General features: G+C 28.1%; 12 protein-coding genes and 1 pseudogene. 8 read left to right on the top strand and 5 right to left on the bottom strand.

The window, feature by feature from the left end; genetic code table 11:
* Positions 1-281: 281 nt before the first annotated feature.
* From jag to rpmH, 5 genes are read right to left on the bottom strand one after another with little or no spacing between them, the layout of a single operon-like run.
* Positions 282-905 (bottom strand): RNA-binding cell elongation regulator Jag/EloR, encoded by a 624-nt coding sequence (gene jag / locus AC4FQV_RS10470; protein ID WP_491165459.1) that lies wholly within the window; start codon positions 903-905, stop codon positions 282-284.
* A gap of 38 nt (positions 906-943) precedes the next feature.
* Positions 944-1,663, bottom strand: a complete 720-nt coding sequence (locus tag AC4FQV_RS10465; protein WP_491140140.1) for a membrane protein insertase YidC — start codon at positions 1,661-1,663, stop codon at positions 944-946.
* A 32-nt stretch (positions 1,664-1,695) separates the two neighbouring features.
* Positions 1,696-1,905, bottom strand: coding sequence for a membrane protein insertion efficiency factor YidD (yidD, locus tag AC4FQV_RS10460; protein WP_491140141.1), 210 nt, complete (start codon positions 1,903-1,905; stop codon positions 1,696-1,698).
* Complete coding sequence (gene rnpA / locus AC4FQV_RS10455) at positions 1,877-2,254, bottom strand: ribonuclease P protein component (protein ID WP_491140142.1); 378 nt, start codon at positions 2,252-2,254, stop codon at positions 1,877-1,879. Before rnpA ends, yidD begins: the two co-directional genes overlap by 29 nt.
* A gap of 60 nt (positions 2,255-2,314) precedes the next feature.
* The gene (gene rpmH, locus AC4FQV_RS10450) at positions 2,315-2,449 is read right to left on the bottom strand and encodes a 50S ribosomal protein L34 (RefSeq protein ID WP_003451019.1); all 135 of its coding nucleotides are present in this window, start codon (positions 2,447-2,449) and stop codon (positions 2,315-2,317) included.
* Positions 2,450-3,340: 891 nt separating this feature from the next.
* On the opposite strand from rpmH, the gene dnaA reads away from it, so the two are divergent.
* The 8 genes and pseudogenes from dnaA (at position 3,341) to gyrA (ending at position 12,711) form a co-directional block, all read left to right on the top strand.
* A complete protein-coding gene (gene dnaA, locus AC4FQV_RS10445) occupies positions 3,341-4,714 on the top strand; it encodes a chromosomal replication initiator protein DnaA (RefSeq protein ID WP_491140143.1) in 1,374 nt (457 codons plus the stop codon).
* 294 nt (positions 4,715-5,008) lie between these two features.
* Positions 5,009-6,109, top strand: a complete 1,101-nt coding sequence (dnaN, locus tag AC4FQV_RS10440) for a DNA polymerase III subunit beta (protein WP_491140144.1) — start codon at positions 5,009-5,011, stop codon at positions 6,107-6,109.
* 114 nt (positions 6,110-6,223) lie between these two features.
* Complete coding sequence (yaaA, locus tag AC4FQV_RS10435) at positions 6,224-6,430, top strand: S4 domain-containing protein YaaA (RefSeq protein ID WP_003470354.1); 207 nt, start codon at positions 6,224-6,226, stop codon at positions 6,428-6,430.
* Between the two features lie 55 nt (positions 6,431-6,485).
* Positions 6,486-7,571, top strand: a complete 1,086-nt coding sequence (gene recF / locus AC4FQV_RS10430) for a DNA replication/repair protein RecF (RefSeq protein ID WP_491165458.1) — start codon at positions 6,486-6,488, stop codon at positions 7,569-7,571.
* 13 nt (positions 7,572-7,584) lie between these two features.
* Positions 7,585-7,845, top strand: coding sequence for an extracellular matrix regulator RemB (remB, locus tag AC4FQV_RS10425; RefSeq protein WP_300257506.1), 261 nt, complete (start codon positions 7,585-7,587; stop codon positions 7,843-7,845).
* A 232-nt stretch (positions 7,846-8,077) separates the two neighbouring features.
* Entirely contained in the window at positions 8,078-9,994 is a 1,917-nt protein-coding gene (gyrB, locus tag AC4FQV_RS10420; protein ID WP_491140146.1) for a DNA topoisomerase (ATP-hydrolyzing) subunit B, read from the top strand.
* 26 nt (positions 9,995-10,020) lie between these two features.
* Positions 10,021-10,176: pseudogene (locus tag AC4FQV_RS10415) on the top strand (hypothetical protein); the annotation flags it as partial.
* Positions 10,177-10,197: 21 nt separating this feature from the next.
* Positions 10,198-12,711: a DNA gyrase subunit A gene (gene gyrA, locus AC4FQV_RS10410; protein ID WP_491140147.1), complete on the top strand. Its 2,514-nt coding sequence runs from the start codon at positions 10,198-10,200 to the stop codon at positions 12,709-12,711.
* Positions 12,712-13,226: the final 515 nt, after the last annotated feature.

The following is a 13,226-nucleotide window of genomic DNA, read 5'->3' as shown; positions in this document are numbered from 1 at the left end:
TAATATTGATTTTACCCAACAAAGCAAAATAAGTCAAAATTTTAAGTCATATTATTTATGGGAAAAAAATATGTTTTTTCTAATTTATTAAATAGCTTACTTACTTAAAAATACTACCCAATTAATTAAATACTATAACAAATAAAAAAATAAGATAAATTTTAAACAAATTCACCTTATTAAAATTAAAATCATTAAGTTTTCTACAGGTAAGAAAAACTTATCCACAAACAATTAACTATTTATGTGGATAAAAAAAAGGAAAGTTTAAAACTTTCCTTTTAATTCTTTATATCTACTACAACCCTTCTGTAAGGTTCTTCACCTTCACTAAAGGTCTTTACAAATTCATTATTTTGTAATTCTGAATGAATAACCCTTCTCTCATAAGGATTCATAGGTTCAAGTTTTATAACTTTTCCTGATTTTTTAACCTTGTAAGCAATCTTATTAGCTAATCTTCTAAGAGTTTCTTCTCTCTTTTGTCTATAATTTTCAGTATCTAAAACAACTCTTTTGTATTTATCCTCTTTAGATTTATTTACTACTAAACTTGTTAAATACTGAAGAGAATCTAGAGTTTCTCCTCTATAGCCTATAATTGCTCCCATTTTAGGTCCTGTAAGATTTATTTTTACTAAATCCTTACTTTCTTCAATAGTAATTTCAGCTTGTATATTCATGTTATCTAAGATATCTCTTAAAAACTTTTTAGCCTCTAAGATTCTGTCTCTTTTTAATTTAACTGATATTTTAGCTTGCTTTGTACCAATTAAATTAAAGAATCCTTTACTACCTTCCTCTATAACTGTAACCTCTACTTTATCTTCTGTAGTGTTTAACTGCTTTAAAGCATTTTTTAATGCATCCTCAACAGTTTTTCCAGTAATCTCAATTATATTCATACCCTTATCACCACCTTAGAAAAGTAAAACAAATTTTTCTACTTTACATCTTTAGATTGTTCTTTCTCTCTAGCTCTTCTCTTATTAGGTAAAACAACTAAGAAATATGATTGAACCATTTGAATTAAGTTACCTATTATCCAATATAATACAAGCATTGATGGGAATTGTATTGACATTACACCCATCATACCAGCCATTACTATATTCATAGTATTCATATTTAATCCACCAGGTGCTGCGCCACCAGATTGAGACTGAGTAGATCTTGTCATTATGAAAGATGATAAAAATGTTGTTGCAGCTGATAATATAGGTAATATAAATGTCTTATCAGGAGCCCATAAATCTCCCATCCATAAGAAAGATACTCCTTTTAACTCTCCTAATCCAGTAAACACATAGTATAATGCAAATAATATTGGCATTTGAATTACTAAAGGTAAGCATCCACTCATAGGGTTTATATTATTTTCCTTGTAAAGCTTCATAACCTCTTGTTGAGCCTTTTCAGGATTATTTTTGTATTTCTTCTGAAGCTTAGCTATTTCAGGTTGCATCTCTTGCATCTTTTGTTGAGATCTAGTTTGCTTTATATTTAGTGGTAATAATATTAATCTTACTAATAAAGTTAATAAGAAAATTGTTATTACATATCCAGCTCCTACACCAAAAAAATCTAGTGAGGAAACAAAGCCGTGGATAGCTTGAAATATCATTGTGAATAAATTAGTTAGCGGCTTTAAAATTGTCTGCAATACATTACCCTCCTATATTTAACTGTATATATTTATTTTACAGGGTCATATCCACCTTTACAAAATGGATTACACCTTAATATTCTTCCAATACTCATAAGTCCTCCTTTAAAAGCACCGTACTTTTGTATAGCCTCTAACGCATATTGAGAACACGTTGGATAAAATCTACAACAAGGCCTTTTTAAAGGCGAAATATATTTTCTATAGAATTTAATCATTACTATGAACAATTTTTTCATTCTCTCGTAGACCTGCCTTTTTTATTAAATTATTCATGGCTTTCCCTACTTGCTTAAAATCCTTACCGTTTATAGCAACTCTAGCAATAAACACAAAGTCATAGCCTTTTTTAAGTTCACTAGAATTATTTCTGTAATTCTCAAGTATAAGTCTTTTAACTCTACTTCTAACTACACTTTTTCCAACCTTTTTACTAACTGAAACGCCTATTTTATTGAAACGTTCTCCATCTTTTGTAACATTCTTCCTATTAGGATAAACATAAAGAACTAGTAAGTCATTAGCATAAGATTTTCCTCTTCTATAAACTGTTCTAAACTCATTGTTCTTTCTTAAACTTAGTAACATTTAAAATTGCTCCCCTTTTTTCTGCTTTTTAGTGCAGAAAAAGGCCACAAAATGCGGCCCTTATGCTGTTAATCTTTTTCTACCTTTTTGTCTTCTTCTCTTTAAAACATTTCTTCCAGATTTAGTTTTCATTCTCTTTCTGAATCCATGCTCTTTACTTCTTTGTCTTTTTTTAGGTTGATATGTCATGAACATTTAAATACACCCCCTTCAACCAGTATTTTTATTCTAGTAAAAAGCTAAAAACTTTCTACTTACTCGCTAATTTAGGTTTTACTGTTTAATTATATCTTTCAAGTTGGCCTCTGTCAAGAAAATAACTTACTTAAAGATTTATTATCTCACCCTTATTTTACTTTTATAAAGTTTTAAATATTCATTTTATAAAGGAAAAATAATTACTCTTATTTTTATAAAAAATATTATGTTATCTTTAAATTCTATTCTTTTTAAATATTATACTTTCTAAGATATATTATTAATTTAAATTCTACTTTATAACTATAGTTATAAAGTTATCCACAAATTAACTCACAACTTGTTATTAATCTTCACTTTTAAAATACTTTTTTATTTATTTTATTAAAAACACATAAATTACTTTAATTAATTATTATTCTTTTACCTTACTTTTAAAATTAATCTATGAAAAAACTAATTAAATTTATATAATTTATGTAAAATTAATTTTACACAAAATAAGTTATCAACAGCTGTTAATTTTGTGGATAACTTATTGAACATCCCCTTATATTTATGTTATCATATTAATGCATTGTGAATAACTTTATATAATATAACAACTTATCCACACTTGTTAATAAGCCTGTTGATAACTTGTATATTATTTATATAAATCTATAAATATAATCTATAAAACCCTTGAAATACAAAGGTTTTATATAATCTTAGTTTTCAACAAGAACTGTTTATATTTCTTGTTGATAATTTTTTTTAGAGGTAATTTATCCACATTATCAACAGCCTGTTAATAACTTTATTCACATGATAAAAAAAATAATCTAATATGTTAATTATATGTGCATAACTAAAAGTAAAAGTCATTTTATGATTGGAGGATAGAAGATGGATGCCCAACTAAATAATCTCTGGGAACAAGCACTAAACATAATAAAGGGAGAAATATCTGAAATAAGCTTTAATACTTGGATTAAAAGCTGTACTCCTATATCTATTTCAGATAACCTTCTAAAACTCTCAGTGCCAAACGAATTCACTAAGGGAATTTTAGATACAAGATATAAAGATTTATTAATTCAAGCTCTAAAGATTGTAACATCTAGAAAATTTAAAATAGAATTTTATCTTGAATCTGATTTAGAAGAAGAAAAAGAAAATGAAGAAAAACAAAAAGAAGAAAAAAAAGACAACTCAAAAGATGCAGATGGTTCCATAGTAGTTAGCGATGAAATGTCTGCAACCTTAAATCCTAAATACACTTTTCAATCCTTTGTAATAGGTAATAGCAACAGATTTGCTCATGCAGCCTCTTTAGCTGTAGCTGAGTCACCTGCTAAAGCTTACAATCCCTTATTCATATACGGAGGAGTTGGACTTGGAAAAACACATTTAATGCATGCAATAGGACATTATATTCTTCAAGAAAATCCTAAAGCAAAAGTTGTTTATGTTTCTTCAGAAAAATTTACAAATGAACTTATAAATGCTATAAAAGATGACAAGAATGAAGAATTTAGAAATAAATATAGAAAAGTTGATGTTTTATTAATTGATGATATTCAATTCATAGCAGGTAAGGAGCGTACTCAAGAAGAGTTCTTCCATACATTTAATGCATTACATGAAGCAAATAAACAGATAATTCTTTCATCAGATAGACCTCCTAAAGAAATTCCAACTCTAGAAGATAGATTACGTTCTAGATTTGAATGGGGGTTAATAGCTGATATTCAACCACCAGATTTTGAAACAAGAATGGCTATATTAAAGAAAAAAGCTGATGTTGAAGGACTAAATGTTCCAAATGAAGTTATGGTTTATATAGCAACAAAAATAAAATCAAATATAAGAGAATTAGAAGGAGCACTTATAAGAATAATTGCTTATTCTTCTTTAACTAATAGAGAGGTAAGCGTTGATTTAGCCTCAGAAGCACTTAAAGATATTATATCTAATAAAGAAAGTGCACCTGTTACAGTAAAAACTATTCAAGAATCTGTAGCAAATTATTATAATCTAAGAGTAGAGGATTTAAAATCTCAAAGAAGAACTAGAAATATAGCCTATCCTCGTCAGATAGCTATGTATCTTAGCAGAAAACTTACAGATATGTCTTTACCTAAAATAGGCGAAGAATTTGGAGGAAGAGATCACACAACAGTAATACATGCTTATGAAAAAATATCTGAAAATTTAAAAACAGATGAAGGACTTCAAAGCATGATTAGTGATATAACTAAAAAGCTTACTCAAAAGTAATAAAAAAAGTACATAATAACTGTATATTATCTGTGGATAACCTGTGGATTATTATGTTTATTATTTTTCTTTCTATTTTTTGTTGTGGATAATTGTGCAAAGTAATCTACAGGTTATCCACAGGCAAAAAATCCTTATAACCATTGATATAAAAGGCTTATAAGAGTTTATCCACAAATCCACAGCTACTATTACTATTATTATTATATATATTATCTATTAATATATCTATTATATAAAAATTCACATTGTGTATAACTTTTGTGAATAAGTCCTAAAAGGAGGGTTTTTATTTTGATATTTACATGTGACAAAAATAAATTACAAGAATCTATAACTATAGCTCAAAAAGCTATAACAGGAAAAACAACTATGCCTATACTAGAAGGGTTATATATAGAAGCTTATGAAAATATAGTGACTATAATAGGTTCTGACAAAGATGTTAGTATAGAAACTAAATTTGAAGCTGATGTTATAGAACCAGGAAAGGTAGTAGTTGATGCAAAAATATTTGGGGAAATAATAAGAAAATTACCTAATGATAAAATTAAAATAGAAACTGTATCAGAAGAATCTATAAGAATAACTTGTCAAAAATCTGTTTTTGATTTATTACATATGAATGCAGAAGATTTTCCAAGTTTACCAAAGATAAATGAAAATATGATATTTTCAATAAGTCAAGGTATTCTTAAAAATATGATAAAGGGTACATCTTTTGCTATAGCACAAGATGAAACAAGACCTATACTTCAAGGTATATTATTTGAGATAAAGGATTCTAAATTAAATTTAGTAGCCTTAGATGGATATAGATTAGCAATAAGAACAGAGAATATAAATACTACAAATACAATAAATGCTGTTATACCAGGAAAAACTCTAAATGAAGTTGCTAAGATATTAGAGGATTCAGAAGAAATTGTAAATATAACTTTTACTCCAAATCACATATTATTTAATATGGGCGATACTAAAGTTATATCTAGATTATTAGAAGGAGAGTTCATAAAGTATGATGCACTTTTACCAAAAGAACATAAATTACAAATTGAAGTTGATAAACAAAGTCTTCAAAATGGTATAGAAAGAGCATCACTTATGGCTAAGGAAGGAAATAGTAACTTAGTTAAATTTGATATAAATGATGAAAATATAATAATCACATCTAATTCTCAATTAGGAAAAGTAAGAGAAGAGGTTACTATAAAGTTGCAAGGTGATGAAATACAAATTGCATTTAACTCAAAGTATTTATTAGACGTTTTAAAAAATATGGAAGAGGATAAAATAGAATTAAGAATGACAAGTAGTATATCACCATGTATCATAAGAAATAAAAATAATGATTTATGTGAGTATTTAGTTTTACCTGTTAGAATAGCAAGATAAATTTAATTTGCTTTTAAGAATATGAGCAGTTTAGTATTACTAAACTGCTCATAGATTATTTTATATTTGAAAGGAGAAACAATGTAAATTAAAATATACATTGTGTGTATAATTATGCAAGAAGTTAAAATTAATACTGAGTTTATAAAGTTAGATTCATTTTTAAAATGGTGTGGAGCAGTTAGCTTAGGTTCAGAAGCTAAAATGTTTATTATGGACGGAGAAGTTTTAGTAAATGGTGAGGTTTGTACTCAAAGAGGAAAAAAATTAAGAGTTGATGATACTGTAGAGTTCAATGGGGAAATTTATAAGTTAATTTAAAGATACATAGCCTAAAGAACATAAGAATATGGTATAATTAAATATAGGTGTTTTTATGTATATAAAAAGTTTGCAATTAATTAATTATAGAAATTATGAAAATTTATCAATTAAGCTTTGTCCTAATGTAAATGTCTTTATAGGTGATAATGCACAAGGCAAAACCAATGTAATAGAAGCTATATATTATTGTGGATTTGCTAAGTCACACAGAACTAATAGAGATAAAGAACTAATAGAGTGGAATAAGGACAGAGCTTTTATAAGGTTAGATGTTCATAAAGATAGATTAGATAAAATCATAGATGTGAATATTTTAAAAGACGGCAAGAAAGCTATTAGTATAAATTCAATAAAGATAAGTAAAATTGGAGAATTAATTGGGACATTCAATGTTGTTATGTTCTCTCCTGAAGATTTAAAAATAGTAAAGGAATCTCCTGGAGTAAGAAGAAGATTTATTGATATGGAGCTTAGTCAATTAAATAAGAGATATTATCATAATTTAGTTCAGTATAACAAAGTCTTACATGAAAGAAATTTAGTCTTAAAAAATAAAGACATAAGTGAGGAAATGTTAGACATATATGATATACAATTAGCTCAATATGGGGAGAATATTATAAAGACTAGACTAAAATATATAAAACAGTTAAACAAATATTCTAAAGAAATTCATAAAGAGATAACTTCAGGGAAAGAAGATATTGAATTTAAATATATTTCCACTGTAAAAGATTTAGATAATATTAAAGATTCTATGATAAAACTATTAAGACAAAATAGAAAAAAGGATATAGATAAAAGAGCTACATCTATAGGTCCACATAGAGATGATTTTAATATATATTTAAATAATATAGATGCAAAAATTTATGGTTCACAAGGGCAACAAAGAACTAGTGTATTAACAATAAAGTTTGCATCTTTAAAAATAATAAAAGAAATAACTAATGAGTATCCTGTACTTTTATTAGATGATGTATTATCAGAATTAGATTTTAATAGAAAAAGATATGTTTTGACATCTATAAAAAATATACAAACGGTAATAACCTGCACAGGAATAGAAGATTTAACTAGTTATTTAGATGAAAACTCAAAGGTATTTAGAGTTATAAATGGACGTATTCAATGTTAAAGGAGGAGTATTTGTGTTTTTACACTTAGGAGAGAATGTAGTAGTTCCAGTTAAAGATGTCATAGGAATATTTGATATACAGACTGCTATGTATAGTTCAGATACTATACAATTCTTAAGAATGGCTGAAGAGGATGGATTTGTTGAAAGAATTACAAATGAAAAACCAAAGTCTTTTGTTATAGCTGAAATAGATAAAATGAGTAAGGTATATCTTTCGCCTATATCATCATCTACATTAACAAAGCGTACAGATATTAATTATAATCCTTAAATTTTTGAATTTAGATAAATTTGAGGTTATTACTAAAGATTTATTGTTGAAAGATTTTATAAAATAGGATTGCCACATTTATTTTGGGAAGGGTTTACCCATAGACTTTAAACAAAACTTTTAAGTAATATTTAAAGAAAATATTATAATTTAAGTATTTGCTAATAAGTTGTTTGAGATTATTCACGGAGACCCTATAAAAGGTAAATTGCTGCTATATAGGAGGAGTTATATGTTGGAGCAAAACAATCAAAATTATGATGCAAGTCAGATTCAGGTCTTAGAAGGACTAGAAGCTGTAAGAAAAAGACCAGGAATGTACATTGGTAGCACAAGTTCTAGAGGTCTTCATCATTTAGTTTACGAAATTGTTGATAACAGTATTGATGAAGCATTAGCTGGATACTGTAAAAATATAAAAGTATACATACACAAGGATAATTCAATTACTGTAGTTGACGACGGAAGAGGAATGCCTGTAGGAATACATCCAAAAATGGGAAAACCAACTGTAGAAGTTATAATGACAGTTTTACATGCTGGAGGTAAATTCGGTGGTGGCGGATACAAAGTATCTGGTGGATTACATGGAGTTGGTGCTTCTGTAGTTAATGCCCTTTCAGAATTATGCGAAGTAATTGTAACAAGAGACGGATATGTTTGGAAACAAGTGTACAAAAGAGGAGTAGTTTTAACTGGATTAGAAAAAGTAGGAGAAGCTGAGGGTAGCGGAACTAAGGTACACTTTAAACCAGACCATGAAATTTTTGAAGAAACTGAATTTGACTTTGAGATTTTATCACAAAGACTTAGAGAATTAGCTTTTTTAAATAAAGGAATAAATATAACTCTTATAGACGAAAGAGAAGATGTAATCAAAGAAGAAGTATATCACTATGAAGGTGGTATAAAATCTTTTGTAAGTTATTTAAATAGAAATAAAGAAGTTTTACATGAGGAGCCGATATATGTAGAAGGAATTAAGGATGGAATTTCTGTAGAAGTTTCTCTTCAGTACCATGATGGCTTTAATGAAAATATATTTACCTTTGCAAATAATATAGATACTGTAGAAGGTGGAACTCACTTAGCAGGATTTAAAACTGCTTTAACTAGAGTAATGAATGATTACGGTAGAAGATTTGGTCATTTAAAAGAATCAGATAAAAATTTATCAGGAGATGATATTAGAGAAGGATTGACTGCTGTTGTTTCTGTTAAAATATCTGAACCACAATTTGAAGGGCAAACTAAGACTAAGTTAGGTAATAGTGAGGCTAGAAGTGCAGTAGATTCAATATCAGGAGAAGGAATATCTACTTTTTTAGAGGAAAATCCTGAAGTTGGTAAAATAATAATAGAAAAAGCTTTACTAGCTTCAAGAGCAAGAGAAGCGGCAAGAAGAGCAAGAGAGCTTACAAGAAAATCAGTTCTTGAAAGAAGTTCATTACCTGGTAAACTTGCTGATTGTTCATCAAAAGATCCAAAAGAATGTGAAATATATATAGTTGAGGGAGACTCAGCGGGAGGATCTGCAAAGCAAGGAAGAGATAGAAAATTCCAAGCTATATTACCTTTAAGAGGTAAAATAATGAATGTAGAAAAGCAAAGACTAGATAAAATTCTAGGTTCAGATACTATAAGGTCAATGGTAACTGCAATTGGAGCTGGCATAGGACCAGAATTTGATATAGAGAAAATAAGATATAACAGAATAATAATCATGACTGATGCTGATGTTGATGGTGCTCATATAAGAACTTTACTTTTAACATTCTTTTATAGATATATGAGAGACTTAGTTGAGCAGGGGCATGTTTATATAGCACAACCACCACTATATAAAATTTCTAAAGGAAAACAAGAAAGATATGCATATTCAGATGCTGCAGCAGATGAAATAATAGAAGAATTTGGTGGAAAAGACAGTAGTGTAAATGTTCAAAGATATAAAGGTCTTGGAGAGATGAATGCAGGACAACTTTGGGAAACTACTATGGATCCAGAATCAAGAATATTATTAAGAGCAGATATTGAAGATGCTATGGTAGCAGATGAGATATTTACTATTCTTATGGGCGATAAAGTAGAGCCAAGAAGAGAATTTATTCAGAAGAATGCTAAAAATGTTAGCAATTTAGATATATAGTACTAATATGAGGTGAAGTACATNCTACTATGGATCCAGAATCAAGAATATTATTAAGAGCAGATATTGAAGATGCTATGGTAGCAGATGAGATATTTACTATTCTTATGGGCGATAAAGTAGAGCCAAGAAGAGAATTTATTCAGAAGAATGCTAAAAATGTTAGCAATTTAGATATATAGTACTAATATGAGGTGAAGTACATGAGCTTAAATGAGGGAAAAGTAATACCCATAGATATTAATAAAGAAATGAAAAAATGCTACATAGACTATGCTATGAGCGTTATTGTTGGTAGAGCATTACCAGATGTTAGAGATGGTTTAAAACCAGTTCATAGAAGAATTTTATATTCAATGCAAGAATTAGGACTATATCCTGAAAGAGGATATAGAAAATGTGCTAGAATAGTTGGGGAAGTTTTGGGTAAATATCATCCACATGGTGATTCATCAGTTTATGATGCCTTAGTTAGAATGGCACAAGATTTCTCCTTAAGATATATGCTTGTTGACGGACATGGTAACTTTGGATCTGTAGATGGAGATTCAGCAGCTGCTATGAGATATACAGAAGCTAAAATGAATAAAATAGCTTCTGAAATGTTAAGAGATATAAATAAGAGTACAGTTGATTTTACTCCAAACTTTGATGGTGAGGAAAAGGAACCTGTTGTATTACCTTCAAGATATCCAAACCTTTTAGTTAATGGTTCATCAGGTATAGCTGTTGGTATGGCAACTAACATACCTCCTCATAATTTAGGTGAGGTAATTGATGGAACAGTAGCACTTATTGATAATCCAGAATTGACAAGTTTAGAATTAATGACATATATTAAAGGACCAGATTTCCCTACAGCAGGAATAATAATGGGTAAATCAGGAATAAGAGCTGCCTATGAAACAGGAAAAGGTAGAATAGTTGTTAGAGCTAAAGCTGAAATAGAAGAGGAAAATGGAAAACATAAAATAATAGTAACTGAGCTTCCTTATCAAGTTAATAAAGCTAAGCTTATAGAATACATTGCAGATTTAGTAAAAGATAAAAAAATTACTGGAATATCAGATTTAAGAGATGAATCAGATAGAGAAGGTATGAGAATAGTTATAGAACTTAAAAGAGATGCAAATCCTAATATAACATTAAATCTTTTATATAAACATACAAAAATGCAAGATACCTTTGGTGTTATAATGCTTGCTTTAGTTGATAATCAACCAAAAATATTAAACTTAAAACAGGTTTTAGTTAATTATATAGACTTCCAAAAGGATGTTATAACTAGAAGAACTAAGTTTGAGCTTAATAAGGCTAAGGAAAGAGCACACATATTAGAGGGACTTATCATAGCACTTGATAACATTGATGAAGTTATAAATATAATAAGAAGTTCTAAGACTTCAGAAATAGCTAAAAATACTCTTATTGAACAATTTAGTTTTAGTGAAAAACAAGCTGTTGCAATTTTAGAGATGAGACTTAGAAGGCTTACAGGTCTTGAAAGAGATAAAATTGAGAATGAATACAATGAGCTTATGAAGTTAATAGAATATTTAAATGCAATATTAGCAAGTGAAGAAAGACTTTTAGAAGTTATAAAGGAAGAACTTTTAGAAATAAAAGCTAAGTATTCAGATGAAAGAAGAACTCAAATAGAGAAACAAGAAAATGAAATAGATATAGAAGACTTAATACAAGAAGAGGATGTTGTAATAACTCTTACTCATACTGGATATATAAAGAGAATATCTTCAGATGTATATTCAGCTCAAAAAAGAGGTGGTAAGGGAATACAAGCAATGACAACTAAGGAAGATGACTTTGTTGAAAATGTACTTGTAACATCAACACACTCAAATTTATTATTCTTTACAACTAAAGGAAAAGTTTATAAGATTAAAGCTTATGAAGTTCCAGATGCAGGAAGAACTGCAAAGGGAACAAATCTTGTAAATATATTACCTTTAGAAGCTGATGAAAAAATACAAACTGTTCTTTCATTTAAGGATGTTCAAGAAGAAGGATATTTATTTATGGGAACTAAACTAGGAATAGTTAAGAAAACACCATTAAAAGACTTTAAGAACATAAGAAAGAATGGATTAATAGCTTTAAATCTTAGAGAAGGTGATGAACTTCTAAAAGCTAAAATAACATATGGAGATGCAGATATAATATTTGTAACTCAAGAGGGTAATGCTATAAGATTTAACGAAAAAGATGTTAGACCTATGGGTAGAACAGCTTCTGGAGTTAAAGCTATAAATCTAAGACAAGGCGATGTTGCAGTTTGTATGGACATAGCAGTAGAGGATGAAAAATTATTAGTTGTTAGTGAAAATGGTTATGGTAAGAGAACTAACATAGATGAGTATAAAGTTCAAAACAGGGGTGGAGTAGGTCTTATCACATACAAAGTATCTGATAAAACAGGAAAAGTGGTTGGAGCTACTGTATGTAAAGAAGATGATGAGATTATGCTTATAAATAACCATGGTGTAGCTATAAGAATAAATGTAAGTGATATTTCAGTTACAAGTAGAGTTGCAATGGGAGTAAAACTTATGAGAACTTTAGAAGATGAAGCGGTTGTAACAATTGCCAAAATATCTGGAGATAATAATGAAGATGATGAAACTTTACTAAATGATTCTAAAGATACAGACGAAGTTTTAGTAGAAATAGACAATGAAATAAAAAATGAAGAAAATTAGTATAGATATAAAAAACCTAATGCTTAAGCATTAGGTTTTTTTGTTAGTTTTTTTATTAATATTTAAAAATTAAATACAAAAATAAAATATAAGTGAAATTAAAATTAACTAAAAAAACAAATATAAATACAATTTATTATAGCTAAATTGACTGAAAATGACCTTTATATGATAAAAATCATAAAAATATAGCATAAACTTTACCAAGTGTATCAATAATTAAAAATATGAGAAAAATTAAGAAATAAAGAGTAATTATAATATAAATTTAATTAATAGAATTTTATTAATTCATTTATATAATCTTATATGATAATATATTACTTGTCGCTGACGGAAAGCAACAAAATAAAAAAACAAAACTTAGCAAATAAGTTAAAAAAGTTTTTTGAAGAAAAATGTTGACAAAGTTCGAAAGCGATGGTAAACTAAAGAAGTCGCTTGAGGGCGACGAAGAAATGGTCTTTGAAAATTAAACAGAAGATATTAACATAAACCAGCAATTCTTTTATAAG

Source organism: Clostridium sp. TJA038, from assembly GCF_058310255.1.
This window is presented reverse-complemented; position numbering and strand designations above follow the sequence as displayed.

Bases quoted from the DNA above. Each gene is read 5' to 3' on its own strand.
- jag (WP_491165459.1), bottom strand. From the start codon at position 905: ATGAATATAATTGAGATTACTGGAAAAACTGTTGAGGATGCATTAAAA.
- yidD (WP_491140141.1), bottom strand. From the start codon at position 1,905: ATGAAAAAATTGTTCATAGTAATGATTAAATTCTATAGAAAATATATT.
- rnpA (WP_491140142.1), bottom strand. From the start codon at position 2,254: ATGTTACTAAGTTTAAGAAAGAACAATGAGTTTAGAACAGTTTATAGA.
- rpmH (WP_003451019.1), bottom strand. From the start codon at position 2,449: ATGTTCATGACATATCAACCTAAAAAAAGACAAAGAAGTAAAGAGCAT.
- dnaA (WP_491140143.1), top strand. From the start codon at position 3,341: ATGGATGCCCAACTAAATAATCTCTGGGAACAAGCACTAAACATAATA.
- yaaA (WP_003470354.1), top strand. From the start codon at position 6,224: ATGCAAGAAGTTAAAATTAATACTGAGTTTATAAAGTTAGATTCATTT.
- recF (WP_491165458.1), top strand. From the start codon at position 6,486: ATGTATATAAAAAGTTTGCAATTAATTAATTATAGAAATTATGAAAAT.
- gyrB (WP_491140146.1), top strand. From the start codon at position 8,078: ATGTTGGAGCAAAACAATCAAAATTATGATGCAAGTCAGATTCAGGTC.
- gyrA (WP_491140147.1), top strand. From the start codon at position 10,198: ATGAGCTTAAATGAGGGAAAAGTAATACCCATAGATATTAATAAAGAA.